Here is a 25675-nt window from a genome sequence, read left to right on the forward strand (position 1 = left end):
ATCAGGCCGCCCTCCCGGACCGCTTCGGCCGGGGCAGCAGGAGCAGCCGGAGCAGCCGTACGAGGGCGAAGGCCACGACCAGGATCAGGAGCATGGCCCAGGCGATGGCGGCGGCCCGCCCGAGATGCAGATTCACCCAGCCCTGCTCGTACAGATAGAGCCCGAGGGTCTGGAACTGGTGGTCGGCGCCCCCCGAGGCGCCGGCGCCGCTCCCGTACAGCAGGGGCTCGCCGAAGAGCTGGACCGCGCCGATCGTCGACACGAGCCCGGTGAACGCGAGCGCGGGCCGCAGCCCCGGCAGCGTCACGTGGAGGAACTGGCGCCACCGGGAGGCCCCGTCGAGCGCGGCGGCCTCGTACAGCTCGCGCGGGACGGTCTGCATGGCGGCGAGGTAGATGAGCGCGTTGTAGCCGGTCCAGCGCCAGACGACGATCGAGGCGACGGCGAGACGCGAGGCCCAGGGCCCGTTCTGCCAGTCGACGGGCCCGAACCCGACGGTCCCGAGCAGCCAGTTGGCCATCCCGTGGTCCCGCCCGAAGAACAGCGCGAAGACAAGGGTGGCGGCGGCGACGGAGGTGGCGTACGGGGCGAGCGCGACGACCCGGAAGACCCCGCGGGCGCGCAGCCGCACGTCGAGCAGCTGGGCCACACCGAGGGCGAGCAGCAGTTGGGGGACGGTGGCGAGGACGCCGATGGTGACGGTGTTGAGGAGCGCGTTCCAGAAGAAGGCGTCGTCGAGGAGCCGGGAGTAGTTCCGCAGGCCGACCCACTCGGCCTGTCCGGGCGCGGTCAACTCGACCCGGTGGAGCGAGGCCCAGGCGGTGGCGAGGAGGGGGAAGAGCCCGAAGGCGGCGAACAGCAGCAGGAAGGGGGCGAGGAGGAGGTACGGGGCGGGGGAGAAGCGGGTACGCGCGCGCGTGGCCCGGGCCGGGGGGAGGGGCCCGGCCGGCCGCACCGGATTCGCCGGCGCCGGGGCTTCGGTGGCGGCCCTGGTCTCCGTCACCCGGTCACCGGTCCAGCGCGTTGTCGAGGGCCTTCATGGTCGCCCGCCAGGCCTCGTCCGGATCGCGGCCCGTCTGGTCGATCTGGAGCATGCCCACGTCGGCCAGGGTCTGGGCCACCAGGGCGTCCTTGGGGCCCACCGGGGCCTGCGGGACACCCCTGGCCGCCGTGGCGAAGAGGGCGCCCACCGGGGCGTCGCCGAAGTACGGATGGCGGGCCCCCGCGACCGACGGGAGCGCGTACGCCGCCGAGGCGCTCGGGAAGCTGCCCCGCCGGGCGAACAGCCGGGCCTGCTGCGCCGGAGCCGTCAGCCAGGCCGCCAGACGGGCCGCCTCCTCACGGTGCCGTCCGGCCGCCGGGACGACCAGGAAGGAACCGCCCCAACTGCCCGGCCGGGGCGCCGCCGCCACGTCCCAGCGGCCCCGCCCCGCCGGGCCCGCCTTGTCCTGGATGTAGCCGAGCATCCACGCCGGGCAGGCCACCGTGGCGAAGCGGCCGTTGGCGAACGCCTGGTCCCAGCCGGGCGTGAACTGCTGGAGCCTGGCCGTCAGCCCCCGCCGGGCGAACGCGGCCGCGAGGTCCCAGGCCTCCCGCACGGCGGGGTTCTCCGCGACCACGAGCCTGCCGCGCGCGTCGTAGAAGCGGACGCGCGCGCTCGCGGTGACCGCCGCCATCACCCCCGACGCCGAGTCCGTGAACGCCGTGCCCTCCGGCGCCCGTTCGCGGTACCGGAGCCCCGCCGCCAGGTACCCGCGCCAGTCCCCGGCCCACAGCCGCCCGACCGCGCCCCGCTCGGTGGGCAGCCCGGCCCGCGCGAACAGGTCCTTGCGGTAGCAGACCGCCTGCGGCCCGATGTCCGTACCGAGCGCGCGCGTGCGCCCGTCGCGGCCGGTGCCCTGCGCCCACTTCCACGGCAGGAAGGCCCTCCGGTCGACCCCGGGGACGGTACCGAGCTCCACGAGCCGGTCGGCCTGTGTGGCGAGCACCTCCGCGATGTTGCCGACCTCGACGGCCTGGACGTCGGCGAGGCCGGAGCCGGCGGTGAGGTGGGTGAGCAACTGCGGGTAGTAGACGTCGTTGCGGGTGAGGGAGGTCTGCCGGACGGCGATGTCCGGGTGGAGCCGCATGTAGGCGTCGTAGAGCCCGGCCTCCTCCATGCCGAAGGTGCCGAAGACCCCGACGGTGAGGGTGATCCGCCGCCCGTCCTCGTCCACGGACCGCTGCCGGGCGGCGGCGGGGGACGGTTCGGCGGGGTCGGTCGCGCAGCCCGCCGAGAGCACCGCGCCCAGGAGGAGCGCGAGGGCGATCCCGTACGCCCCTCTGCTCCGCCGCCCGCTCCACATGGGCCCCGACCGTAGTGCGGCTCCCTCCGCCCGACCCGGGCGACCTCGCCGCGCGCCGCGGAACTCACCCAGGCGCGCCACCCGCCCGGCCCCGTGAGCCGTACCCGTGAGCCGTACCCGCGAGCCGCCCCGCGAGCCGCCCCGTGGGCCGTCCCGCCCCGCGCCGTCCCGCCCCCGTCGAACGTCTTCGACGATGCCCGGACCTTGACCGTGTTCTGACACCACCTCAATAGTGGGAGCGCTCCCACTCCATCTTCGACGGGATATCCATGCGCAGTACACGCCATCTGCTCGCGGGGCTCGCCCTCGCCGCCGGTCTCCTGGCGAGCCCCCTCACCGGAGCGGCACCGGCCACGGCCGCCTCCACGGAAGCCACCGAGGCCACCCCCACGGAAACCACCGCCGCCTCCTCCTACACCTGGAAGAACGTCCGCGTCGACGGCGGCGGCTTCGTCCCCGGCATCGTCTTCAACCGGACCGAGAAGAACCTCGTCTACGCCCGCACGGACATCGGCGGCGCCTACCGCTGGAACCAGACCACGGCCTCCTGGACCCCGCTCCTCGACTCCGTCGACTGGGACCACTGGGGTCACACCGGCGTCGTCGGCCTCGCCTCCGACAGCGTCGACCCCGACAAGGTCTACGCCGCCGTCGGCACGTACACGAACGACTGGGACCCCGGCAACGGCGCCGTCCTCCGCTCCGCCGACCGCGGCGCCACCTGGCAGCGCACCGACCTCCCCTTCAAGCTCGGCGGCAACATGCCCGGCCGCGGCATGGGCGAGCGCCTCGCCGTCGACCCGAACAGGAACGGCGTCCTCTACCTCGGCACCCCCAGCGGCAACGGCCTCTGGCGCTCCACCGACTCCGGCGTCACCTGGTCGAAGGTCACCTCCTTCACCAACCCCGGCGATCACCAGCAGGACCCGACCGACACCAGCGGCTACAACTCCGACGAGCAGGGCATCGTCTGGGTCACCTTCGACGAGTCCACCGGTACGGCGGGCAGCGCGACCCGCACGATCTACGCCGGCGTCGGCGACAAGGGCAACGCCGTCTACCGCTCCACCGACGCGGGCGCCACCTGGACCCGGCTCCCCGGCCAGCCCACCGGCTACCTCGCCCACAAGGGCGTCCTCGACGCCGAGAACGGCTACCTCTACCTCGCGTACAGCGACACCGCCGGCCCGTACGACGGCGGCAAGGGCCAGGTCTGGCGGTACGCCACCGCCACCGGCACCTGGACGAACATCAGCCCCGTCGCCGAGGCCGACACCCACTACGGCTTCAGCGGCCTCACCGTCGACCGGCAGAACCCCGGCACCGTCATGGTCTCCGGCTACAGCTCCTGGTACCCCGACACCCAGATCTTCCGCTCCACCGACTCCGGCGGCAGCTGGACCAGGGCCTGGGACTACACCTCGTACCCGACCCGCGCCAACCGCTACACGATGGACGTCTCCTCCGTGCCCTGGCTGACCTGGGGCGGCAACCCGGCACCGCCCGAGCAGACCCCGAAGCTCGGCTGGATGACCGAGGCCCTGGAGATCGACCCCTTCGACTCGAACCGCATGATGTACGGCACGGGCGCCACGATCTACGGCACCCAGGAGCTCACCCGGTGGGACGCGGGGACGAACTTCACCATCAGGCCCATGGTGAAGGGCCTCGAGGAGACCGCCGTCCTCGACCTGGCATCGCCGCCCTCCGGCGCGCCGCTGATCAGCGCGCTCGGCGACATCGGCGGCTTCCGGCACACGGACCTCACCGCCGTCCCGTCGATGATGTTCACCGGCCCCAACTTCACCTCCACCACCAGCGTCGACTTCGCCGAGACCAAGCCCGACACCGTCGTCCGCGCCGGGCACCTCGACGGCGGCCCGCGCGTCGCCTTCTCCACCGACAACGGCGCCAACTGGCGTGCCGGACAGGAGCCTTCGGGCGTCACCGGCGGCGGCACGGTCGCCGTGTCGGCGGACGGCGGCCGCTACGTCTGGAGCCCGGAGGGCACCGGCGTCCACACCGGCACCGGCGGCGCCTGGACCGCCTCCACCGGCATCCCCGCCGGCGCGACCGTCGAGTCCGACCGCGTCGACCCGAAGACCTTCTACGGCTTCAAGGACGGCACCTTCTACGCCAGCACGGACGGCGGCGCGACCTTCACCGCCCGCGCCACCGGACTCCCCGCCAAGGGCAACGCCCGCTTCAAGGCCCTCCCCGGCGCGAAGGGCGACATCTGGTTCGCCGGTGGCGCCCCCGACTCCACGTACGGCCTCTGGCACTCCACCGACGGCGGCGCCACCTTCACCCGGCTCGGAGGCGTCGAGCAGGCCGACACCATCGGCTTCGGCAAGGCCGCCCCGGGAGCCACGTACCCCACGCTCTACACCAGCGCCAAGATCGGCGGCGTGCGCGGCATCTTCCGCTCCACCGACGCGGGCGCGAGCTGGGCGCGGATCAACGACGACGCCCACCAGTGGGGCTGGACCGGCGGCGCGATCACCGGCGACCCCCGCGTCTACGGCCGGGTGTACGTCTCCACCAACGGCCGCGGCATCATCTACGGCGACACGACCGAGACCGGCCCCGTCGACCCGCCCGCCCCCACCGGCGCCTGCAAGGTCACCTACAAGGTCACCAACCAGTGGCAGGGCGGCTTCCAGGCCGACGTCACCCTGACCAACACCTCCGCCACCGCCCGGACCGGCTGGAAGCTCGGCTGGGAGTACCCGGCGGGGCAGCGGGTGGGCCAGATGTGGAACGCGACCCCGACGCAGACCGGTACCGCCGTCACCGCCCAGAACGTCGGCTGGAACGGCACCGTCGCCGCCGGAGCCTCCGCCTCCTTCGGCTTCACCGGCACCTGGACCGGCACCAACCCCGTACCGACCGCCTTCAGCCTCGGAGGTACGACATGCTCCGTCGCCTGATCGCCGGCGCGGCCCTGCTCGCCGCCGTCCTCACCACCGCCGGTCCCGCCTCCGCCGCCGACACCCCGCTGCGGGACCTTGCCGAGGCCCGCGGCGTCTACCTCGGCACCGCCGTCACCGCAGGGAAGCTCACCGGCGGATACGCGGACCTCGCCGGCGCCCAGTTCGGCTCCCTCACCCCCGGCAACGAGATGAAATGGGGCTCCGTCGAAGCCGTCAGGGGTACGTACGACTGGACCGGCGCCGACCGGGTCGTCGCCTTCGCCGAGTCCCACGGACAGAAGGTCCGCGGCCACACCCTCGTCTGGCACAGCCAGCTGCCCTCCTGGGTGACCGGCGGCAGCTGGACCGCCGACCGACTGCGCACCCTGATGACCGACCACATCGCCACCCAGGCAGGCCGCTACAAGGGCCGCATCGACCACTGGGACGTCGTCAACGAACCCCTCGACGAGGACGGCACCCTCCGGCAGTCCGTCTTCGGGGCGACGCTCGGCGAGTCGTACATCGCCGACGCCTTCCGCGCCGCCCGGACCGCCGACCCGGCCGCGAAGCTGTACGTCAACGACTACTCCACCGACGCGCTCGGCGCGAAGAGCGACGGCATGTACGCCCTGGTGAAGCGGCTCCTCGCCCAGGGCGTCCCCGTCGACGGCGTCGGCTTCCAGGCCCATCTCGTCCTCGGCCAGGTCCCCGCCTCCCTGGAGGCCAACCTGCGCCGCTTCGCCGAACTCGGCGTGGACGTGGCCATCACCGAACTCGACATCAGGATGACCCTGCCGGCCACGGCGGCGCAGCTCGCCCAGCAGAAGGCCGACTACGCCTCCGTCCTGCGCGCCTGCCTCGCCGTCACCCGCTGCGCCGGTGTCACCGTCTGGGGCTTCACCGACTCCGACTCCTGGATCCCGGACTTCTTCCCGGGCCAGGGCGCGGCCACTCCGTACGACGAGAACCTCGCCCCGAAGCCGGCCCGCGCCGGGATCGCCGAGGCGCTCGCCCCCGTCACCCCGCCCGCCCCGGGTGTGTGCTCCGTCACGTACACGGTCACGAGCCAGTGGACGGGCGGTTTCACGGCCCAGGTCACCGTCCGCAACACGGGTACGGCCCCGCTGAACGGCTGGACCGTCCGCTGGACCCAGCCGGCCGGCCAGCGGGTCACCCAGGCCTGGAACGCGGCGGTGACGCAGACCGGGGCGGAGGTGGCGGCGGCGAACCTCCCGTACAACGCGACGGTCGCGCCGGGCGGCTCCACCGCCTTCGGCTTCAACGGCTCCTGGACGGGCAGCAACCCGCCCCCGGGGGCCTTCAGCTGTGTGTGACGTACGCGAAAAACGACCGAGGCCCCGGTTCTCTCGAACCGGGGCCTCGGCCTTCAGGGTGAGTAACGGGACTCGAACCCGCGACATCCTGGACCACAACCAGGTGCTCTACCATCTGAGCTATACCCACCATGACCGGCGGTTTCCCGAAGGTTTCCCCGACCGGCCGAGAAGAAGTCTACAGGGTCCTGGAGGGTGCTCGCGCCCGCATTGATGTGCGGGCACGAGCGGCCCTGCGCGGAGGGGATTATTCGCCCCGGACGACGTGACGGGCCGCGATCTGCTTCGCGGTCTCCGAGTCGGGGCCGGGCTGCGGGACGAAGACCGCCTCGCGGTAGTAGCGCAGCTCCGCGATGGACTCGCGGATGTCGGCGAGCGCCCGGTGGTTGCCGTTCTTCTCCGGACTGTTGAAGTACGCCCTCGGGTACCAGCGGCGGGCCAGCTCCTTGACCGAGGAGACATCGACGATCCGGTAGTGCAGATGGGCCTCCAGGGCGGGCATGTCCCGGGCGAGGAAGCCGCGGTCCGTGGAGACCGAGTTCCCGCACAGAGGCGCCTTGCCGGGTTCCTTGACGTGCTCGCGGATGTACGCGAGGACCTGGGCCTCCGCGTCGGCGAGCGTGGTGCCGTCGGCGAGCGCGTCGAGCAGCCCCGAGGCCGTGTGCATCTGGCGCACGATCTCGGGCATGGTCTCCAGGGCCGCGTCCGGCGGGCGGATCACGATGTCCACCCCGTCGCCGAGCACGTTCAGTTCCGAGTCGGTGACCAGTGCGGCCACCTCGATGAGTGCGTCGTCCGTCAGCGAGAGCCCGGTCATCTCGCAGTCGATCCACACCATGCGATCGTTCATGCGTCCACCTTAGGGGCTCTTTCCCGTGTCGGAGCGGGCCGAGCCGCCCCCGGGCCCCGCCGCGCCGGGCAGAACCCGGCGAACCGGCCGCCCCGGGGGACGTGACGCCGACGGGCCCCCGGGGGAGATGTCCCCGAGGGCCCGTCGTTCCTGCGTCGCGCCGCTTGTGGCGGCGGCGGTCTTCTCCTTACGGCGCGCTGCGCTGACCCGGGAGCGAGGCGCGCCCCGGAGCGTAGGCGTCGGACTGCGGCTTCCCCTGGTCCAGCGGGGACGCCGGGCGCCGGATTCCGGCCCCGACCTGGGCGGGCACGATCGGGTCGAGCACCGCCGTGGCGGTCTCGCCCTGCGGCCGCCGCGCACGGTACGCCGCCCGGTAGGCGGCCGGCGAGGAGCCGAGCTGCCGCCGGAAGTGACCGCGCAGCGCCACCGGCGAGCGGAAGCCGCACCTGCCCGCGACCTCGTCGACCGAGTAGTCGGAGGTTTCGAGCAGCCGCTGCGCCTGGAGCACCCGCTGGGTGATCAGCCACTGGAGGGGGGCCGAACCGGTCAGCGAGCGGAACCGGCGGTCGAAGGTCCGCCGTGACATGTACGCGCGGGCAGCCAGGGTCTCCACGTCGAACTGCTCGTGGAGGTGCTCCAGCGCCCAGGCGACGACCTCGGCCAGCGGGTCGGCGCCGATCTCCTCAGGTAAAGACCTGTCGAGGTAGCGCTCCTGACCGCCGCTGCGCCGCGGCGGGACGACCAGCCGGCGCGCCAGGGCGCCCGCGGCCTCCGTGCCGTGGTCGGTCCGCACGATGTGCAGACACAGATCGATTCCGGCCGCCGTGCCCGCGGAGGTCAGCACGTCCCCGTCGTCGACGAAGAGCTCCCGGGGGTCCACATGGACCGACGGGTAGCGCTTGGCGAGTGTCGGCGCGTACATCCAGTGCGTCGTCGCCGGGCGGCCGTCGAGCAGGCCGGCCGCGGCGAGGACGAACGCCCCGGTGCACAGACCGACGATCCGCGCGCCCTCCTCGTGGGCGCGGCGCAGCGCTTCGAGCGCCTCCGGCGGCGGCGGCGAGGTGATCGACCGCCAGGCCGGGACGACGACGGTGCCCGCCCGGCTGATGGCCTCCAGGCCGTACGGCGCGGTCAGTTCGAGTCCACCGGTGGTCCGCAGTGGTCCGTCCTCGCCCGCACAGACGAGCAGTCGGTAACGGGGCACTCCGGCGTCCTGCCGGTCGATGCCGAACACGGAGAGCGGGATGGAACTCTCGAAGATGGGGCCGCCGCTGAACAGCAGCACCGCGACGACTTCGCGACGGCGGCGCCCGGTCAGCTTCCGTGCGGCCTCCGGCGCGGTGGAGTCCTGGCTCATGACGCTAAGCCCCCCTCGGTGTTCGCGTCTCCCTGGTCGTGTCGCTCCTGCACGTTTCCCCTCGGTTTTGCACGAGACCCCAGTCTTCGGTACCCATGATCGAATCTACTGCGTCCCGTGCCGCCGGCGTGACAAGTTCTCCATCCGGTGGATTGTCGACAAGGCCACTTGGCGTGAAGCGATCGATCGCGAAGTCTTCCGTCAGGAGGCCCCCAGGGGAAGGGGCGGGGCGGCGAACGTCCCCGTACGCGGCGGGTGCGAGCCCTTGGGGCGGGGCATTTTCGGGTGTCGGCGCCGGGGTTGGGCAACCGTTCCGCCAAGGACTCGCCGACGGATGGAAGTTGGCTGAAAACATATGGGTTCGCGTGTACGAACCTGTCAACTCCACGAGGGGCGGGCCCGGCGAGTGCCCCGTTTCGCGGCGATTTATACCCCCGGAGATCTAGAGCCTGTCCCGGCCGCGCCGCCTGCCGCGGACGCCCTCGCTCCGCCTGCCCCGCTCCGAGCGGCGCAGCAGCACCCGGCAGGCCGCCGTCACCGAGACGAGGCCGAGTGCGGTCCCGGTGGCGCCGCCGAGGGAGCTGCCGTAGACGAGCAGGACCACCGGGACCAGCACGCAGCAGAAGACCGCCCAGCGGACGACGTCACCGGCCTGGTCCGCCCCGGCCCCGCCGGCCGCCGCCGCCCATGCCCCTGCCCCCGCGCCTGTCCCTGTCCCCGTTCCCGTACCCGTCCCCGGCCCGTTGCCCGGATCCGGGTCCGCGGGGGCGGCTGGGCCGAGGACGGGGGCCCGGCGGCGGCCGCGGGGCCCTCCGAGCGCGGTGGCGCGGGCGGCGGCGGGGGCGGTGGAGGTCTGGCCGGCGGCGGTCGATGGTGCGGGCACGGGCGGTCTCCCTGCGACGGTGGGCTGGACCTGTGGCAACGAGAAACGGAACGTTCCGGTCACTCTCGGCGACGTCCGTTTGGCCCCCGTACGGACACCTGTAGGGCACAACCGGCATTGCCAGATCCCGAGCCGCTCGTGCATGCTCCCTGGAACGCCGCGCGCGAGCGGGGCGCACGCCGGGGAGTGGCACGGCGGGCTCTGGGCAGGAGAGGAGTGTCGCCGTACCCTTGGGGGTATGGGCTTGGGAAGATGATTCCCGGACACAGCTCCGCCGCCACCCGTTGTTCCGTCCCCGCCGTTTCCCGCCCCTTCCCACGAGGACCCTCTTCGCCGAGACACCGATGGCCGGTCACGAATTCCCCGAACCCGCGGACCGCAAGCGCGTCGCCGATTCCACGGTCGACCCCCTCGCGGTAGAACAGCCACGTCACGCCTGCGACCCGGCCTTCCGGCATGGGGTCGTCGTCGGCTTCGACGGCTCCACGTCCAGTGAGCGCGCCCTCGCGTACGCCATCGGCATGGCCAGGCGTTCCGGCTCGGGCCTGATCATCGTGCACGTGGCCAACAGGCTGCCCACCACGGTGTGGGCGGGCTGCGAGCCCCCCGTCTTCGTCGACGTGCCCGACCACCGCACCGAGGTCCTCGGCCTGGAACTGGCCTGCGCCGAGCACCTCTCCGAGGTGCCCTGGATCCTCGTCGAGCGCGGCGGCGACATCTGCCACGAGCTGGAGGAGGTCGGCCGGGAGTACTCGGCCGACGCGATCGTGGTCGGTTCCACGCACGGCATCGTCGGCCGGATCTTCGGCTCGGTGGCCGGCCGCCTCGCGCGCCGCGCGCAGCGGCCCGTGATCGTCATCCCGTAACCGTACGAGACTCCCCACGGCGACCCCTTCCGTCCCGCACGTCCCGTACGACCCGTCAGGTCACTTCCTCAACTGGCGTCATCCCGCCATAATTTCGGCCTTCCCCAGGTGAATTGTGCGCTTGTGAAGGGTACATAAGGGTCACCGGAACACAGCAGCTCACGCAGTACATCTGCGCACTTGAAGGGAGCCCGCCGTGAACAACGAAGTCGCCGCGGGAAACACCACTTCCACTCTCGGCCACCTCGCACTCGGACTGACCCTGCTGGCCTTCGGCCTGGGCGGCACCGGTGTCATCGACAACGTCGCGGCAGCGGATGCCGCGGGCCTCGCCACCTGGGTCGGCGGGGTGACGCTCTTCCTCGTCGGTCTGCTCGCCCTGCGCGCGGGCGACAAGGGTGAGGGCACGGCGTTCGCGGCGCTCGGCGCCTTCTGGTTCACCTGGGGCACCGCGGCCGGCGGCGGGGCGTCCGCCGACGCCGTGGGCGTCTTCCTGCTCCTGTGGGCGCTGCTCGCGCTCACGCTGACGCTGGCCGCCTCGGGCAGCGGACTGTTCGGACAGGGCGTGTACGGGCTGTTGTTCGTCGCGCTCCTGCTGCTCGGCATCGGGGCGCTCGCCGACAACGGCGGGCTCGCGAAGGCGGGCGGCTGGGTGGCGGCCGTCGCCGGTCTGGTCGCCTGGTACGGCGCCACGGCGGCGGTGGCCGGCTGGCCGACCGCGCTCGGCAGGGCGAACCGCAGCGCGGCGGCGGCGAGCTGAGCGCGGGCGCCGACCGTACGGGCTGACCGTGCGGGCCGACCGTACGAGCTGACCGTACGAGCGGAAAAGGAAAGCGGTCCCCCGTGCACCTGGGATGCACGGGGGACCGCTTCGTGTCCGGTCGAACCTCCGGGGGACAGGCCCGGCGGCGCGGCTCGGGGGGACAGGCCCCGAGGTCGCTGCTACTCGACCGTGACGGACTTGGCCAGGTTGCGCGGCTTGTCGATGTCGCGGCCCATGGCGAGCGCCGTGTGGTAGGCGAGGAGCTGGAGCGGGATGCCCATCAGGATCGGGTCCAGCTCGTCCTCGTTCTTCGGCACGACGATGGTGTGGTCGGCCTTCGCCTGCTCCTGGTGAGCGACCGCGAGGATGCGGCCGCTGCGGGCCTTGATCTCCTCCAGGGCGGCGCGGTTCTTCTCGAGCAGGTCGTCGTCGGGGACGATCGCGACCGTCGGCAGGGCGGGCTCGATGAGGGCGAGCGGGCCGTGCTTCAGCTCGGAGGCCGGGTACGCCTCGGCGTGGATGTAGGAGATCTCCTTCAGCTTGAGGGAGGCCTCCAGGGCGACGGGGTAGCCACGGACGCGGCCGATGAACATCATCGACTGGGCGCCGGCGTACTCCGCGGCGATCTTCTTGATCTCGTCCTCGGTCTCCAGGATCTCCTGGATCTGCGCGGGCAGCTTGCGCAGGCCCTCGATGATCCGCTTGCCGTCGGTGACGGACAGGTCGCGGATGCGGCCCAGGTGCAGGGCGAGCAGCGCGAAGGCGGTGACCGTGTTGGTGAAGCACTTGGTGGAGACGACGCAGACCTCGGGGCCGGCGTGCACGTACACGCCGCCGTCGGCCTCGCGGGCGATGGCGGAGCCGACCACGTTGACCACGCCGAGGACGCGGGCGCCCTTGCGCTTCAGCTCCTGGACGGCGGCGAGCACGTCGTAGGTCTCACCGGACTGGGAGACGGCGATGTAGAGGGTGTCGGGGTCCACGACCGGGTTGCGGTAGCGGAACTCCGAGGCCGGCTCGGCGTCGGCGGGGATGCGGGCCATGGACTCGATGAGCCCGGCGCCGATGAGGCCGGCGTGGTACGAGGTGCCGCAGCCGAGGATCTTGATCCGGCGGATGGTGCGGGCCTCGCGCGGGTCCAGGTTCAGGCCGCCGAGGTGCACGGTGGAGAAGCGGTCGTCGATCCGGCCGCGCAGCACGCGGTCGACCGCGTCGGGCTGCTCGGAGATCTCCTTGTGCATGAACGTGTCGTGACCGCCCATGTCGTACGAGGCGGCCTCCCACTCCACGGTCTCCGGGGTGGCGGTGGTGGACGCGCCCGAGGTCGTGTACGTGCGGAAGTCGTCGGCCTTGAGGGTGGCCATCTCGCCGTCGTCGAGGGTGACGACCTGGCGGGTGTGGGCGATCAGGGCGGCGACGTCGGAGGCGACGAGCATCTCCTTCTCGCCGATGCCGAGGATGACCGGGGAGCCGTTGCGGGCCACGACGATGCGGTCGTTGAAGTCGGCGTGCATCACGGCGATGCCGTAGGTGCCCTCGATGACCTTGAGCGCCTCGCGGACCTTCTCCTCGAGGGTGGTGGCCTGGGAGCGGGCGATGAGGTGGGTGATGACCTCGGTGTCCGTCTCGGAGGCGAAGACGACGCCGTCGGCCTCCAGCTTGGCGCGGAGCTCCTGGGCGTTGTCGACGATGCCGTTGTGGACGACCGCGACCTTGTTCTCGGGGTCCAGGTGCGGGTGCGAGTTGATGTCGCTCGGCGCGCCGTGGGTGGCCCAGCGGGTGTGGGCGATGCCGGTGGTACCGGTGAAGCGCTTGGGGACACGGGCCTCCAGGTCACGGACGCGACCCTTGGCCTTCACCATCTTGAGGCCGGAGGCCTTCGGGCTGGTGACGACCATGCCGGCCGAGTCGTATCCCCGGTACTCCAGACGCGCCAGGCCCTCAAGGAGCAGCGGGGCGACGTCGCGCTTTCCGATGTAACCGACAATTCCGCACATAAAGGTGAAACCCCTCCAGGTTGGTGAGCGTGCTCGCCGTGCTCGTTCGCGATCCGGTCGTGCCGGCCGTGTCAGCCGTAGACGATGCGGCGCAGCTGCCGGAGCGAGAGCTCCGGTGGCGCCACGGCCCGGTGTGGCAGTTCCGCCGAGATCCGTTCGAAGATCTCGGTGTTCACCGCCCCGCCGGACTGCAGTTCGCGGTGGCGGCGGCGGACGAACTCCTCGGTCGTCTCGTCGAAGTACGCCAGCACATCGAGTACCACCCGGGCGGCCTCACCGCGCTGGAGCGCGGTGCTGCGGACCAGATGGTCGATGAGGTCGTCGTGCGACGGGCGGCGTTCGAGCACCCGTGAATACTGAGGGGTACCCATCGGCTTTCGCAAGAATCCTGCCCGATATCGGGCAGGTGGTCCATGATCCCCCCTCGTTTCGGGGAGATTGGTCCAGACCTTGCCCGATGGGAGTCCCGGCGGTACGCATGGGGACGGTTCGGATATAAAACTCGACAGACGTGTCCAACGCCCGAAGGGGACCAGCCTGTGACACCGCGCCGAAGCATTCCGCGCCTGATCGGATCCCTGCTCCTGGTCGCCGCCGCCGGTGTCGGCTGCGGCGAAGCCACCGCCGACGGCGGGACGGACGGCAAGAGCGGCGGTTCCGCCGTCGAGCCGGAGGTCCGCCCGCTCGGCCGCATCGTGCCCGTACCCGCCTCCGTCACCCCCGAGGGCGAGCCCTACGCCCTCACCCGGACCACCCGCATCGGCGTGGACGGCGCGAACCGCGAGACCCGGGAGCTCGGCCGCTACCTCGCCGGACTGCTCCGCCCCGCCACCGGTTTCCCGCTGCCCGTCGTCGACGAGCACGCCGCCCGCGGCGGCATCCGGCTCCGCCTCAGCCCCGGCGACACCGCCCTCGGCGCCGAGGGCTACCGGCTCCGCTCGGCACCCGACGGCGTCACCCTCACCGCCCGTGAACCCGCCGGGCTCTTCCGGGGCGTCCAGACCCTGCGCCAGCAGCTGCCCTCCGCCGTCGAGCGCAAGAGCGTCCAGAACGGGCCCTGGAAGATCGCCGGCGGCACCATCACCGACACCCCCCGGTACGCCTACCGGGGCGCCATGCTCGACGTATCCCGGCACTTCTTCACCGTCGCCGAGGTGAAGCGGTACATCGACCAGCTCGCGCTCTACAAGGTCAACACCCTCCATCTGCACCTCTCCGACGACCAGGGCTGGCGCATCGCCGTCGACTCCTGGCCCCGGCTCACCACCCACGGCGGCTCCACCGAGGTCGGCGGCGGCCCCGGCGGCTTCTACACCAAGGCGCAGTACCAGGAGATCGTCCGGTACGCCGCCTCCCGCTACCAGGAGGTGATCCCCGAGATCGACCTCCCCGGCCACACCAACGCCGCCCTCGCCTCCTACGCCGAGCTCAACTGCGACGGCGTCGCCCCCGAGCTCTACACCGGCGTCAAGGTCGGCTTCAGCTCCCTGTGCGTGCCGAAGCCCGTCACGTACGACTTCGTCGACGACGTGATCCGCGAGATCGCCGCGCTCACCCCCGGCCGGTACATCCACATCGGCGGTGACGAGGCGCACTCGACCAGCCACGCGGACTACGTGACCTTCATGGACAAGGTGCAGCCGGTCGTCGCGAAGTACGGCAAGAAGGTCGTCGGCTGGCACCAGCTGACCGGTACGACCCCGGCGGACGGCGCCCTCGTCCAGTACTGGGGCCTCGACCGCACCCCCACGGAGGAGAAGGAACGGGTCGCGGCCGCCGCACGGAAGGGCACCGGTCTGATCCTCTCCCCGGCCGACCGCACGTACCTCGACATGAAGTACACGAAGGACACCAAGCTCGGCCTCGCCTGGGCGGGCTACGTGGAGGTCCGCAAGTCCTACGACTGGAACCCGGCCACCTACCTCGCCGGCGCCCCGGAGGACACCGTCCGGGGCATCGAGGCCCCGCTGTGGACGGAGACCCTGGCCACCACGGACGACCTGGACGTCATGGCCTTCCCGCGCCTGCCGGGCCTGGCGGAACTGGGCTGGTCACCGGCGGCGACCCACGACTGGGACACGTACAAGGTCCGCCTCGCGGAACAGGCCCCGCGCTTCGACGCCCTGGGCATCGGCTACTACCGCTCGCCGGAGGTGCCCTGGCCCGCGGAGTAGCGGATCAATGGACCTGGGGCGCGGCCGCGACGACGAAGGCGTTGAGGGCGCGCTGCAGGTCCTGCTCACGGTCGGCCAGTTCGGCTCCGTCGGACGCCGTGCGCAGGGGAGCGACGGCGTCGAAGGCCGAGACGGCGAGCGCCACGAGCGTGGCGTCCTCGGCGAGGAGCCGGACTCGGAACTGTGCGTCCTCCGCCGCGGCGCCCAGCCGGTCGCACTCGGCGAAAGCCTGCCGCGCCTCGGGCCCGTCGGGAGCCTCCCGCAGCCGGAACCAGAGGGCGACGGTGGCCTGCTTGAGCGCCGTGACGGCTCCGGCGTAGGCGGCGTACGTCACCAGCCGCTCCTGGCGCAGCTGCTGGGAACGGCTGAAGGCCTCCGCCCGCGCGCTCGTACGGCGTTGCACGGCGAAGGTCATGACGGAACCCGCCAGGGTTCCCGCGACGGCGACCAGACTGGCCAGCACGGCCTCCATGCCCGCCTCCCACCACACGGGCGCGCGTCCGCACAGCCCGTTCGGTGTTCCGCCGGTGGGTCAGAAGGCGCCGTTGAGGCCCCACCACTCGCCGTCGGTCCGGTCGCCGGCCGCGAAGCCGCCGGTGCCGAGGCCGCGGTAGCCGACCAGCCATCCCGGGTGTCCCCGGAAGCCGTCGATGACGTAATCGCCGTTGGTGACGGTCGAGAGATCGGGGCGGCCGTCGCCGGTGGTGTCACCGACCGCGAGGAAGGTGTCCATCGCGTTCCAGCCGCCGGAGCCGATCAGCTTGCGGGCGCCGACGCCACCGGAGGTGGTGCCGGGGTAGAACCAGAGCAATGTGATCCCCTTTCGCCGGGTGAGACTCACTGGCGGGCGAATGGTTGTACGGGCGGGGCCAGTGGCCTCCGAGGCCGGGGAGGCACGTGCCGTCCATCGTGCGGCCGGCGACCTCGGCGGTGGTCCGGTTCTGCTCGTCGATCAGGGCGTTGACGCAGACCTTGCCCTCGCCGCCGCCGAGCTCGATGTAGGGGCCGCGTTCCCGGTACTCGATCCTGTGCGCCTCCAGGCCGAGGGCGGCGGCCGCCGCCCGGACCTCCGCCTCACCGGCCGACGTGCCCGCGAGACCCCGCAGGGCCCGGGCGAGGGCCTCCGCCTCGCCCTGCGCCCCGGCACGCTGCTCCTCGGTGATCGCCATCTGGCGCCGGTAGCCGTGGTTCTCCGCGTACTTCTGGGCGGGATCCTGCGAGATGCACGGCGTCTGCGTTTCGAGCGGCGGCTCGTTGGGCGCCGGGCAGTACCGCATGCCCTCGCGGGAGGCCGTGGCGCGCGGGACCGAGCCGTAGCCCGGCCTCGGCTGTTCAGACGGCGCCGGGTCGGCCGTCCTTGACGCCGGCCACGAAGGTGGTGAAGGCGGTGGCGGGGAGGTCGAGGACGGGGCCGGCGGGGCGCTTGGAGTCACGGACGGGGACGAACCGGCCGCGAGCAACACCGCGTGCGACGGCGCCGACCGGGGCATCGGCGGCCTGCTGGAGGGCTCCCAGGTCAAGCCCCATGGTGGGACCGGACTCCCCTGGTACGCCCACCCCGACGAGCGGGGCCGTGACCTCCAGGCCGCGCACGTGACGGACGAGGTCAAGCAGGTCCTCAACCGCCGAGGCGCCCGACGGCGACGTGACGCGAGCCCCGGCGGAGGACCGTACTCCGCCGGGGCTCACGCCGATATCAGGATTCGTGCCGCTTCGACGGGTCCGGGCTCAGACCTTCGGTGAGATGCCGAGGTTCACACCGTTGGCGTTCCCTACCGAGTCCACCGCGCCGCTCTGGGAGAGAGTTTTCCCGAAGCACACCGACCACGAGTTCGCCCCGACCCCGGAGGACGAACACAGCCAGGCGCCCAGCTTGCCGGACGAGCTGTACAGGTCCATCGCCGCCTGGACGGAGTAGAGGCTGGACCGGTTGTTGCGGACGATCACCGCCGCCTGTACGGAGCCCCCTCCCTGCGACCTGATCGCGCAGACCTGCGCGCCCACGTTGGTGGCGATCGTCTTGGTGCCGGCGCAGTGCCACGTACTGGAGCTGGAGGTGATCGGGTTCGTGTTGCCGTAGGCGCGCCAGCTGCCGCTGTCGGCGGCCGCGGCGGGGCCGGCGGTCGACAGACTCAGCCCGAGAGCAGCGGTGATGATGGCTATCGATCCTGCGGCCATCCGTGCAACTCGCATGTGATTGCCTTCCGGTTCTTTTCTGGAGACCCTCGCAGTCACCAGGCGGCCTGAGCATCCCTCGGCGCGGGCAGAGCCGGCCAGGGTGTTCATCCGTGCCTGAAAAGCCCAGGCCGCCAAGGAGGAATCAGCTGCTCCGGAGCGGGATCAGGTCGTCGGGGTGTTGGCGCGCAGAAGGGCGGCTCCGAGTGGTGTGAGCGTGTGCAGCACCGATGTGGCGTTGCGGTGGGTGGTGAGGAGGCCGGTGCGGCGCAGGGCGGCGGCGTGCTGGCTCGCGGACGACGCGGAGACCCCTGCCGCACGGGCGAGTTCGCCCGTGGTGGCGCCCGACGTGACGGCACGTAGGACACAGGCCCGGGTGCGGCCGAGCAGAGCGGCCAGGGGCGCTCCGGAGCCGAGGCCCTCCGGAAGCGCGGAGGGGCGGGGCTCCTGGCTGAGCGGGTAGAGCAGCACGGGATCGAGTGTCGTGCTGTGGAAGGTCACCGGGGTTCCCCAGCAGAAGTAGGACGGGATCAGGAGGAGCCCCCGGCCGCCGAGGTGCAGGTCACGCTCCTTGGGATAGTTCGCCGACAGGACCGGCCGGCGCCATCGCAGTGCCGGCCCCAGGCTCTGCAGGATGCCTTCGGCTCCGCTGCTGAGGACGGCGCGGGCCTGTGTGGCGCGTTCGGCGTCGAGGCGCGCCTGCATGCGGTCGTCGTAGGGAGCGATGGCGATGTCGTGGTAGGTGCGCAGGGCCCGGACCAGCTCTTCGCGGAAGTCCGGCTCGGCGAGACGGGGAGCCCAGTCGGGAGCGCCACTGGTCCGGTCGAGGAGGCTCACCTCGTGCAGCACCCGGCGCGTGGGGGTGCTCAGGACGGCTTCGAGTCCCGATTCGAGTCCCTCGGCGGCTTCGACAGGAGTGAGGAAGTCGGGGAAGTAGGCGGCACGCGGGACCAGGGGTAAGAGGAACGTGCTCAAGGTGCGACCGAACCCCTTGGCGTGCAGCCGGGTACGGGTGGTGCGGAACCAGTCGGCGTGGGCCCAGCGCCCCTGCCTGGTCTGGAAGCGGTGCAGGCTCATGCAGATCTCCCACAACGGATCGGGCGCGGTGCCCATCCGTGTGCGCGTCAGGTCGGCGTCGGTGAAGTGGATGCGGAGCATTCAGTTCCCCCTTATGGCCTGGGCTTTTCAGGCAGAGTCACAAGCTCTGGTTCACCATGCTCGCGTCAGGGACCCTCGGGTTCAACGCGGCGCGAGGAGCGCCGACGTGCCTGTCCGTGCACTCCCACGAAGGGAACCACCGTGGCTCTACGGTCCGTCATCACAGCCTTCGCGACAACAGCCCTCCTGGGCGCCGCCCTCGCGGTCACCCCGACCGCGCAGGCGGCTCAGGAAGCGCCCGCGGCCCCCGCGCCGGCGCAGGCCGTCGCGGTGTCCCTGGGCGCGGGTGAGGCCATCGGCTTCAGCGTGCCGCCCGGCGAGGTCGGCACCCAGGCGTACTCCGACTGCACGAGCGGCTACATCTGCTTCTTCTCCGGCACGAGCGGCTCGGGCTCGAAGTGCCAGTGGAGCTCGTCCCTCGTCCCGCGGGCGCGCGAGCAGTGCTCGTGGATGAACAACGGCTCGCCCGCCAAGTCCGTCTACAACCGCACGAGTTACCGCTACCACTACTACAAGGCCTTCGACTACAAGGACCGCATCGGCAGCACGCTCTCGGGAGGCCAGGGCAACCTCGCCGGCACGTACAACATCGGCTCCCTGTGCCGCCACAACGCGAGCGGCTGCCCCGAGTAGACCGGAGCGGCCGGGGCATGGACTCCGCGGCCAGGAGCCGGACTTGGAACCCGCGGCCCCGTACCCGCACAGTCCGCGCATGGTAGGGCCCCTGAGGAAGAGATGCGAGCCCCGGCGGAGGACCGTACTCCGGCGGGGCTCGCATCGGTCTCTGGGGAAGGTCAGGCGAACCGCGCGATCGGGTTCACCAGGTCGCCGACCAGCTGGAGGGCCGCCGACGGGTCCGCGAGGTCGACCATCTGCTTGTTGTTGCGGAGCTGGAGGCGGTTCAGGGCCGACAGGGCGAAGGTCTCCGCGAACATGTCGTACTGGGCGAACCGGTCCGCCAGTTCCGGCTTCGACTGCTCGTAGCCGCGCACGCACTCCGCCACCGTCCGCCAGAAGTCGTCCTCCGTGAGGACTCCCTCCGTCGCCAGCGTCGCCGACAGGAAGCGGAAGAAGCAGTCGAAGACGTCCGTGAAGACCGAGAGGAGCTTCATGTCCTCCGGGATCTCGGCGCGGACCCGCTCCACCGCCGGCGGCAGGACCGCCGTCGGGTCCATGACGACGATCTCCTCGGCGATGTCCTTGAAGATCGCCCGCGCGACCGCGCCGCGCTCGTCCAGGACCAGGATCACGTTCTCGCCGTGCGGCATGAACGCCAGGTCGTACGCGTAGAAGCTGTGCAGCACCGGGAGGAGGTACGCGTCCAGGTACCGGCGGAGCCACGCCGTCGGCTCCAGGCCCGACTCCTTGATCAGCGCGCCCGCGAAGGACGCGCCCGCGTGGTCCACGTGGACGAGGGACGCCATCGTCGCCAGGCGCTCGCCCTCGGCGAGGGCCGGGACCGGCGACTCGCGCCAGAGCGCCGCCAGCATCTTGCGGTACGGCGAGTAGCGGTCGGTCGCGGCCTCGTACTCCAGGTGCCGGTAGCCGATCGCCGCGCGCTCCCGGATGATCGAGAAGCCGGCGTCCGTGAAGACCTCGTCCGAGGCGATCAGGCCGTGCAGCCAGTCGTTGATCGCCGGAGTCGCCTCCATGTACGCGGCCGAAAGGCCCCGCATGAAGCCCATGTTGAGGACCGAGATCGCCGTCTTGACGTAGTGCTTCGCCGGATCCGAGGTGTTGAAGAACGTACGGATCGACTGCTGCGCCAGATACGCGTCGTCGCCCTCGCCCAGGTACACCAGGCGCTGCTGCGCGACCTCGGCCGCGAAGGTGACGGACAGCTTGTTCCACCACTGCCAGGGGTGGACCGGCATGAGGAGGTAGTCGGCCAGGTCGAGGCCGCGGGCCGCCAGGGTCGTCGCGAAGCCGTCCACCGCCGCGTCGCCCAGCTCCGCGCGGACGAAGGTCTCGTAGTCGATGCCCGCGCCGGCCGTGAACGTGGTGCGGTCGCGCCGCGCCGCCAGCCAGATCAGGTGGATCTCGCTCGCCGCCTCGGGGGCGTACGCGCGGAACTCGTCGACACCGAAGCCGAGCCGGCCGTTGTTGGCGACGAAGCAGGGGTGACCCTCGGTCATCCCCGTCTCGATCGCCTGGAAGCCCGCGTGGGTGAGTTCGGAGGAGCTGATCGGCTCCTTCGTCGCCTTGTACGCCGTGCCCGCGAGCGTGGAGGAGATCTCCTCCAGGTAGACCGGCAGGACCTCGTCGCTCAGGCCGAGGGAGCCGCGCAGCTCGGTGATGAACTGGAGCGCGTCCAGCGGGAGCTGCTCGTCGCCGCGGTGGCGGCTGATCGACTCGGCGTAGACCTGCCAGTGGTCGAGGGCGTACCGGTCCGCGGTGAAGCGGTACTCGGTGGCGCCGTCGTCCGACAGGACCGCGTAGCGGCTCTCGCCCAGCTCGCGCGGGTCGAGGAGACGCTCGTGGGCGAACTCGGCGAGACCCTTGCGGATCAGGGCGCGGTTGGCGTCGGCCCACAGCTCGGGGGTGAGGTGCGCGACGGACTCGGCGCCCCGGACGACGGTGCTCATACGGCGGCTCCCACGGCGGCCTCGAACTGCTCCCGGGTGCAGAAGCTAAGGAGCGCCTTCTTCTCCGGCTTCTGGATCTCCCGCTCCGGCACGAAGCCGACGGCCTCGTTGAGCGCGTGGACGGCCTTGTTGGACACGTCCGGCTCGACGACCACGCGCGCGGTCGCCGGGTCGGCGAACAGCTCCGTCATCACGGCGGTGATCACCTTGCGGGTGAAGCCGTGCACGGGGGTGTCGGTGGGCGCGACGAGGAAGTGCATGCCGACGTCACCCGGCTGCGGCTCGTAGAGCCCGACCAGTTCCAGGTGGGCGGGGTCGTAGCGCTCCATGAGGATCGCGGGCGTTCCGTCGACCAGGCCGATGAACGCCTCGTGGTGCGGGTGCGCGGCGAACGCCGTGTACTCGCGCACGACGTCCTCCAGGGTCGCGTCCTGCATCATCCAGAAGGCGGCCTTGGGGTGGGTGACCCAGGCGTGGAGCAGCTCCGCGTCCTTGAGGGGATCGAGCGGGCGGAAGCGGACGGTCATGCGGCGAACTCCTGGAAAGCGATGGTCTTCTCGACGGGGTAGTACTCGTAGCCCAGCATCGCCCCGATGATGTACGCGTTGCGGTACGCCCCCATGCCGAGGTCGGGCGAGGTGATCGAGTGGGTGTGCACGGAGGCGTTCTGCAGGAACACCCCGCGGCCCGTCGTGTCGATCGCGTAGTTGCGGGCCACGTCGAAGCGGCCCTGGCCGTCCCAGTTGAGGCGGTCGCGGACCGGCTCCAGGAAGGCGGGGACGGCGTACTTGTACCCGGTGGCGAGGATCAGGCCCTCGGTGTCCAGGGTGAAGTCCTTCTCCTGCTCCTCCTGGCGGAAGCCGAGGGTGTACGTGCCGCTGGTGTCGTCGTACGCGGCGGCGTGCAGCGCGGAGTTGGTGAGGAGCCGGGTGGGCACGGGGCCGTTCAGGTTCTTCCGGTAGAGCAGGTCGAAGATGGCGTCGATCAGCTCGCCGTCGATGCCCTTGAAGAGGCCCTTCTGCTGGGTCTCCAGGCGGTAGCGGGTCTGCTCGGGGAGGGCATGGAAGTAGTCCACGTACTCCGGGGAGGTCATCTCCAGGGTGAGCTTGGTGTATTCGAGGGGGAAGAAGCGGGGGGAGCGGGTCACCCAGTTCAGCTGGTAGCCGTGGACGTCGATCTCGCTGAGGAGGTCGTAGTAGATCTCGGCGGCGCTCTGGCCGCTGCCGACCAGGGTGATCGACTTCTTCTTCTGGAGCTCCTCCTTGTTCGGGAGGTAGCGCGAGTTGTGGATGAGGTCGCCGCCGAGGCCCTGGCAGGTCTCGGGGACGTACGCCGGGGTGCCGGTGCCGAGGACCAGACGACGCGAGCGGAACGTTTCTCCGGCCTCGGTGGTCACCACGTACACCTCGGCGGTCTCGTCGAACGTCACGGTCGCGACGGTCGTCGAGAAGCGGACGGAGGAGAGGCGCCCGGCGGCCCAGCGGCAGTAGTCGTTGTACTCGGTCCGCAGCGGGTAGAAGTTCTCGCGGATGTAGAACGAGTACAGCCGGCCCTTGTCCTTCAGGTAGTTCAGGAAGGAGTACCGCGAGGTCGGGTCGGCCATCGTGACCAGGTCCGACATGAACGGGGTCTGGAGGTGGGCGCCTTCGAGGAACATCCCCGAGTGCCATTCGAAGTCGGGCTTCGACTCCAGGAAGAGGCCGTTCAGCTCCTGGATCGGCTCGGTCAGGCAGGCGAGTCCGAGGTTGAACGGACCGAGTCCGATGCCGATGAAGTCGTGGATCTCGGTCGTCTCAGGCGTGGACAAGGGTCTCTCCCAGGTACTGCTCGGCGTAGCCGGCGATCAGATCGAGGACGGCGGCGATGTCGGCCGCGGTGGTCTCGGGGTTGAGCAGGGTGAACTTGAGGTACTGGCGGCCGTCGACCTTGGTGCCGGCGACGACGGCCTCGCCGGAGGCGAACAGGGCCTTGCGGGCGTGCAGGTTGGCCCGGTCGATGTCCTCGGGGGACGTGACGTTCTCCGGGATGTAGCGGTAGACGAGGGTGGAGATCTGCGGCTCGACCACGACGTCGTAGCGCGGGTCGGCGGCGAGCAGCGCGAAGCCCTCGGCGGCCAGGTCGCAGACCTCGTCGAAGAGCTGCCCGACCCCGTCGGCGCCCATCACGCGCAGCGTCATCCACAGCTTGAGCGCGTCGAAGCGGCGGGTGGTCTGGAGGGACTTGTCGACCTGGTTGGGGATGCGCTCGGCGACCGTGCGAGCCGGGTTCAGGTAATCCGCGTGGTACGTCGCGTGGCGCAGGGTCCCGCCGTCGCGGACCAGGATGGCGGAGGAACTCACCGGCTGGAAGAAGGACTTGTGGAAGTCGACGGTGACCGAGTCGGCCCGCTCGATGCCGTCCAGGAGGTGGCGGCGGGTGGGGGAGGCGAGCAGTCCGCAGCCGTAGGCGGCGTCCACGTGCATCCAGGCGCCGTACTCGTCGGCCAGGGCGGCGATCTCGGGCAGCGGGTCGATGGAGCCGAAGTCGGTGGTGCCGGCGGTGGCGACGATCGCCATCGGGACGAGGCCCTCGGCGCGGCAGGCCGCCAGCTCGGCGGCGAGGACGACGGACTGCATCCGCTTGTTCCGGTCGACCGGTATGGAGACGACGGCGTCCTGGCCGAGGCCGAGGAGGGTGGCCGACTTCTGGACGCTGAAGTGGCTGCACTCGGAGGAGAAGATCCGGAGCCTCGACAGGTCGGTGGTCTTCGCCTCCTCGCGGGCGAGGAGCAGCGCCTGGAGGTTGGACTGCGTACCGCCGCTGGTGAACACGCCGTCGGCGGCCGGGCCGAGGCCGATGCGGCCGCAGGTCCAGTCGACGATCTTGCGCTCGATCAGGGTGCCGCCGGCGCTCTGGTCCCAGGTGTCCAGCGAGGAGTTGACCGCCGAGAGGACGGCCTCGCCGAGGACGGCGGGGATGACCACCGGGCAGTTGAGGTGGCCCAGGTAGCGGGGGTGGTGGAAGTAGACGGCGTCGCGGAGGTAGACGCTCTCCAGCTCGTCGAGCGCGGCGGAGGAGTCGCCGAGCGGCCGGTCGAGGTCGACGGCGTCGATGACGGGGGCGAGCTCGGCGGGGGTCACTCCGGTGAACGGACGTCGCGTCGCGGCGAGTTTGTCCGCCACCCGCTCGACTCCTTCGGTGACGGAGCGGCGGTAGCTCTCCGCCGTGGCGTCATTGAGCAGGTGCGAGCGCATGTGGGGGGCCTCCGGACAGCAGAGAGGGGTGAGGGGGCGGCGACGCTTCGTTAGGTTAGCCTAACCTAACGAAGCATCGCAACGTCCCCTCGCCCCTCTCAGGTCACACTCGGGGGACGGGAGTTGAGGCGCGAACGCCTACGCGTCTTCCTGCGTCTCGTCCGGGACCTCGCGCAGCGCGTCCTCGGACAGACCCTTGCGCCAGTAGCCGACGAACGTCACCCGGCGCCGGTCGATTTCACGGTCCCGGACGAAGTGCCGACGCAGCGCCTTCACCGCGCCCGACTCGCCCGCGATCCAGACGTACGGGGCCTCCCCGGGCAGCTCGACGCCGCGCACCGCCTCCACGGCGGACGGCGCCCCCTCTTCGCGTACGAGCCAGGTGACGGTCGCGTCCGCCCGCGTCGCGAGCTCCGTACGGTCGCCGGAGTACGGCACCTCCAGGAACACCTGGGCGCGGGTCTCGGCCGGCAGCCACTCCAGGATCGCCGAGGCGGCCGGCAGGGCCGTCTCGTCCGCCCAGATCAGGACCGAGTCGGCGTCCTCGGGCAGCTGGAAGCGGACGCCGGTGTTCTCGGCGACCGCCGGGCCGAGGACGACCACGCGGTCACCCGGGGTGGCGCGCGAGGCCCAACGGCAGGCGGGGCCGCCGTCCTCGTGGATCGCGAAGTCGATGTCGACGGCGTTCTCGCCGTGCTCCGGCTCGGTGCGCTGCTCGCGGACGGTGTACGAACGCATCACGGCCCGCTCGTCGTCGGGCATCGCGCGCCAGGCGCCGAGGATCGCGTACATGTCCGGGTTGTCGAGCGGCGGCAGGACCGGCGCGTCCTGGCCGGGGTGCGGCAGGAAGAGGGAGAGTGACTGGTCGCGGCCGCCGGCGGCGAAGTTCTTCAGCTCGTCGCCGGTGAAGGTGACGCGGACCAGGGACGGGCCGAGCCGCCGGGTCCGGTCCACCTGGAGGCGGAAGAACTGGAAGGGGGCGGTCTCGGGGTTCGTCATGAAAACATAGGTTAGCCTAACCTCATAAATCCTGGTACGGG

Annotated in this window: 23 protein-coding genes, 1 tRNA gene and 1 pseudogene; 6 read left to right on the forward strand and 19 right to left on the reverse strand. The window is 71.4% G+C overall.

All coding sequences use genetic code 11. The features are described 5' to 3' along the window. Position 1: 1 nt before the first annotated feature. Positions 2–1003 carry a sugar ABC transporter permease gene (locus tag N5875_RS24825; protein ID WP_338496064.1) on the reverse strand — a complete coding sequence of 334 codons (1002 nt, stop codon included), beginning with the start codon at positions 1001–1003 and terminating at the stop codon, positions 2–4. A gap of 4 nt (positions 1004–1007) precedes the next feature. Then, positions 1008–2345 carry an extracellular solute-binding protein gene (locus tag N5875_RS24830; protein ID WP_338496066.1) on the reverse strand — a complete coding sequence of 446 codons (1338 nt, stop codon included), beginning with the start codon at positions 2343–2345 and terminating at the stop codon, positions 1008–1010. 269 nt (positions 2346–2614) lie between these two features. Here N5875_RS24830 and N5875_RS24835 point away from each other — a divergent pair, with 269 nt between their 5' ends. Next, the gene (locus N5875_RS24835) at positions 2615–5275 is read left to right on the forward strand and encodes a cellulose binding domain-containing protein (RefSeq protein WP_338496068.1); all 2661 of its coding nucleotides are present in this window, start codon (positions 2615–2617) and stop codon (positions 5273–5275) included. Continuing rightward, positions 5260–6594, forward strand: a complete 1335-nt coding sequence (locus N5875_RS24840; RefSeq protein ID WP_338496070.1) for an endo-1,4-beta-xylanase — start codon at positions 5260–5262, stop codon at positions 6592–6594. Before N5875_RS24835 ends, N5875_RS24840 begins: the two co-directional genes overlap by 16 nt. A 57-nt stretch (positions 6595–6651) precedes the next feature. Here the strand turns inward: N5875_RS24840 and N5875_RS24845 are convergent. The 4 genes and pseudogenes from N5875_RS24845 to N5875_RS24860 form a co-directional block, all read right to left on the reverse strand. After that, positions 6652–6724: transfer RNA gene (locus N5875_RS24845), tRNA-His, on the reverse strand. Positions 6725–6841: 117 nt separating this feature from the next. Further along, the gene (gene orn / locus N5875_RS24850) at positions 6842–7444 is read right to left on the reverse strand and encodes an oligoribonuclease (RefSeq protein ID WP_318209946.1); all 603 of its coding nucleotides are present in this window, start codon (positions 7442–7444) and stop codon (positions 6842–6844) included. Between the two features lie 187 nt (positions 7445–7631). Continuing rightward, on the reverse strand, positions 7632–8801 hold the full coding sequence (locus N5875_RS24855; protein ID WP_318209945.1) for a helix-turn-helix domain-containing protein: 1170 nt from the start codon (positions 8799–8801) through the stop codon (positions 7632–7634). Positions 8802–9243: 442 nt separating this feature from the next. After that, a pseudogene (locus N5875_RS24860) lies at positions 9244–9447 on the reverse strand (hypothetical protein); the annotation flags it as partial. Between the two features lie 581 nt (positions 9448–10028). On the opposite strand from N5875_RS24860, the gene N5875_RS24865 reads away from it, so the two are divergent. Both N5875_RS24865 and N5875_RS24870 read left to right on the forward strand, forming a co-directional pair. Next, a complete protein-coding gene (locus tag N5875_RS24865; protein WP_015033782.1) occupies positions 10029–10550 on the forward strand; it encodes a universal stress protein in 522 nt (173 codons plus the stop codon). Between the two features lie 196 nt (positions 10551–10746). Beyond that, on the forward strand, positions 10747–11310 hold the full coding sequence (locus tag N5875_RS24870; RefSeq protein ID WP_030324766.1) for a GPR1/FUN34/YaaH family transporter: 564 nt from the start codon (positions 10747–10749) through the stop codon (positions 11308–11310). Positions 11311–11492: 182 nt separating this feature from the next. Here N5875_RS24870 and glmS read toward each other — a convergent pair whose 3' ends face one another. Continuing rightward, positions 11493–13310 carry a glutamine--fructose-6-phosphate transaminase (isomerizing) gene (gene glmS, locus N5875_RS24875; protein WP_318209944.1) on the reverse strand — a complete coding sequence of 606 codons (1818 nt, stop codon included), beginning with the start codon at positions 13308–13310 and terminating at the stop codon, positions 11493–11495. Between the two features lie 71 nt (positions 13311–13381). Continuing rightward, complete coding sequence (locus N5875_RS24880; protein ID WP_318209943.1) at positions 13382–13657, reverse strand: hypothetical protein; 276 nt, start codon at positions 13655–13657, stop codon at positions 13382–13384. Positions 13658–13849: 192 nt separating this feature from the next. On the opposite strand from N5875_RS24880, the gene N5875_RS24885 reads away from it, so the two are divergent. Continuing rightward, positions 13850–15484: a beta-N-acetylhexosaminidase gene (locus N5875_RS24885; RefSeq protein ID WP_338496078.1), complete on the forward strand. Its 1635-nt coding sequence runs from the start codon at positions 13850–13852 to the stop codon at positions 15482–15484. Between the two features lie 4 nt (positions 15485–15488). On the opposite strand, the gene N5875_RS24890 is transcribed toward N5875_RS24885, so the two are convergent. The 6 genes from N5875_RS24890 to N5875_RS24915 all read right to left on the reverse strand — a co-directional run bounded on the left by N5875_RS24890 (position 15489) and on the right by N5875_RS24915 (position 18817). Next, a complete protein-coding gene (locus tag N5875_RS24890; protein WP_338496080.1) occupies positions 15489–15956 on the reverse strand; it encodes a hypothetical protein in 468 nt (155 codons plus the stop codon). A gap of 60 nt (positions 15957–16016) precedes the next feature. After that, on the reverse strand, positions 16017–16217 hold the full coding sequence (locus N5875_RS24895; RefSeq protein ID WP_338496082.1) for a hypothetical protein: 201 nt from the start codon (positions 16215–16217) through the stop codon (positions 16017–16019). Next, positions 16192–16761, reverse strand: a complete 570-nt coding sequence (locus N5875_RS24900) for a hypothetical protein (RefSeq protein ID WP_338496085.1) — start codon at positions 16759–16761, stop codon at positions 16192–16194. Before N5875_RS24900 ends, N5875_RS24895 begins: the two co-directional genes overlap by 26 nt. A gap of 55 nt (positions 16762–16816) precedes the next feature. Then, positions 16817–17011, reverse strand: a complete 195-nt coding sequence (locus tag N5875_RS24905) for a DUF397 domain-containing protein (RefSeq protein ID WP_338496087.1) — start codon at positions 17009–17011, stop codon at positions 16817–16819. A 201-nt stretch (positions 17012–17212) separates the two neighbouring features. Further along, positions 17213–17677 carry a hypothetical protein gene (locus N5875_RS24910; RefSeq protein ID WP_338496089.1) on the reverse strand — a complete coding sequence of 155 codons (465 nt, stop codon included), beginning with the start codon at positions 17675–17677 and terminating at the stop codon, positions 17213–17215. A 147-nt stretch (positions 17678–17824) separates the two neighbouring features. Further along, positions 17825–18817 carry an ArsR family transcriptional regulator gene (locus N5875_RS24915; protein WP_338496091.1) on the reverse strand — a complete coding sequence of 331 codons (993 nt, stop codon included), beginning with the start codon at positions 18815–18817 and terminating at the stop codon, positions 17825–17827. Between the two features lie 141 nt (positions 18818–18958). On the opposite strand from N5875_RS24915, the gene N5875_RS24920 reads away from it, so the two are divergent. After that, a complete protein-coding gene (locus N5875_RS24920) occupies positions 18959–19450 on the forward strand; it encodes a peptidase inhibitor family I36 protein (protein WP_318209936.1) in 492 nt (163 codons plus the stop codon). 161 nt (positions 19451–19611) lie between these two features. On the opposite strand, the gene N5875_RS24925 is transcribed toward N5875_RS24920, so the two are convergent. The 5 genes from N5875_RS24925 to N5875_RS24945 form a co-directional block, all read right to left on the reverse strand. After that, complete coding sequence (locus tag N5875_RS24925) at positions 19612–21402, reverse strand: IucA/IucC family siderophore biosynthesis protein (protein ID WP_338496093.1); 1791 nt, start codon at positions 21400–21402, stop codon at positions 19612–19614. After that, a complete protein-coding gene (locus N5875_RS24930) occupies positions 21399–21929 on the reverse strand; it encodes a GNAT family N-acetyltransferase (RefSeq protein ID WP_318209934.1) in 531 nt (176 codons plus the stop codon). The genes N5875_RS24925 and N5875_RS24930 overlap by 4 nt, the downstream gene beginning before the upstream one ends. Then, positions 21926–23209 (reverse strand): lysine N(6)-hydroxylase/L-ornithine N(5)-oxygenase family protein, encoded by a 1284-nt coding sequence (locus N5875_RS24935; protein ID WP_338496095.1) that lies wholly within the window; start codon positions 23207–23209, stop codon positions 21926–21928. The genes N5875_RS24930 and N5875_RS24935 overlap by 4 nt, the downstream gene beginning before the upstream one ends. After that, on the reverse strand, positions 23196–24635 hold the full coding sequence (locus tag N5875_RS24940) for an aspartate aminotransferase family protein (RefSeq protein WP_338496098.1): 1440 nt from the start codon (positions 24633–24635) through the stop codon (positions 23196–23198). The genes N5875_RS24935 and N5875_RS24940 overlap by 14 nt, the downstream gene beginning before the upstream one ends. Before the next feature lie 138 nt (positions 24636–24773). Further along, positions 24774–25634 carry a siderophore-interacting protein gene (locus N5875_RS24945; protein WP_338496101.1) on the reverse strand — a complete coding sequence of 287 codons (861 nt, stop codon included), beginning with the start codon at positions 25632–25634 and terminating at the stop codon, positions 24774–24776. Positions 25635–25675: the final 41 nt, after the last annotated feature.

The sequence above is a fragment of the Streptomyces sp. SJL17-4 genome, assembly GCF_036826855.1.
Lineage (GTDB): Bacteria > Actinomycetota > Actinomycetes > Streptomycetales > Streptomycetaceae > Streptomyces.

Bases quoted from the DNA above. Each gene is read 5' to 3' on its own strand.
- N5875_RS24830 (WP_338496066.1), bottom strand. From the start codon at position 2,345: ATGTGGAGCGGGCGGCGGAGCAGAGGGGCGTACGGGATCGCCCTCGCG.
- N5875_RS24835 (WP_338496068.1), top strand. From the start codon at position 2,615: ATGCGCAGTACACGCCATCTGCTCGCGGGGCTCGCCCTCGCCGCCGGT.
- N5875_RS24840 (WP_338496070.1), top strand. From the start codon at position 5,260: ATGCTCCGTCGCCTGATCGCCGGCGCGGCCCTGCTCGCCGCCGTCCTC.
- orn (WP_318209946.1), bottom strand. From the start codon at position 7,444: ATGAACGATCGCATGGTGTGGATCGACTGCGAGATGACCGGGCTCTCG.
- N5875_RS24855 (WP_318209945.1), bottom strand. From the start codon at position 8,801: ATGAGCCAGGACTCCACCGCGCCGGAGGCCGCACGGAAGCTGACCGGG.
- N5875_RS24865 (WP_015033782.1), top strand. From the start codon at position 10,029: ATGGCCGGTCACGAATTCCCCGAACCCGCGGACCGCAAGCGCGTCGCC.
- glmS (WP_318209944.1), bottom strand. From the start codon at position 13,310: ATGTGCGGAATTGTCGGTTACATCGGAAAGCGCGACGTCGCCCCGCTG.
- N5875_RS24890 (WP_338496080.1), bottom strand. From the start codon at position 15,956: ATGGAGGCCGTGCTGGCCAGTCTGGTCGCCGTCGCGGGAACCCTGGCG.
- N5875_RS24895 (WP_338496082.1), bottom strand. From the start codon at position 16,217: ATGGACACCTTCCTCGCGGTCGGTGACACCACCGGCGACGGCCGCCCC.
- N5875_RS24900 (WP_338496085.1), bottom strand. From the start codon at position 16,761: ATGCGGTACTGCCCGGCGCCCAACGAGCCGCCGCTCGAAACGCAGACG.
- N5875_RS24905 (WP_338496087.1), bottom strand. From the start codon at position 17,011: ATGGGGCTTGACCTGGGAGCCCTCCAGCAGGCCGCCGATGCCCCGGTC.
- N5875_RS24910 (WP_338496089.1), bottom strand. From the start codon at position 17,677: ATGCGAGTTGCACGGATGGCCGCAGGATCGATAGCCATCATCACCGCT.
- N5875_RS24915 (WP_338496091.1), bottom strand. From the start codon at position 18,817: ATGCTCCGCATCCACTTCACCGACGCCGACCTGACGCGCACACGGATG.
- N5875_RS24925 (WP_338496093.1), bottom strand. From the start codon at position 21,402: ATGAGCACCGTCGTCCGGGGCGCCGAGTCCGTCGCGCACCTCACCCCC.
- N5875_RS24930 (WP_318209934.1), bottom strand. From the start codon at position 21,929: ATGACCGTCCGCTTCCGCCCGCTCGATCCCCTCAAGGACGCGGAGCTG.
- N5875_RS24940 (WP_338496098.1), bottom strand. From the start codon at position 24,635: ATGCGCTCGCACCTGCTCAATGACGCCACGGCGGAGAGCTACCGCCGC.
- N5875_RS24945 (WP_338496101.1), bottom strand. From the start codon at position 25,634: ATGACGAACCCCGAGACCGCCCCCTTCCAGTTCTTCCGCCTCCAGGTG.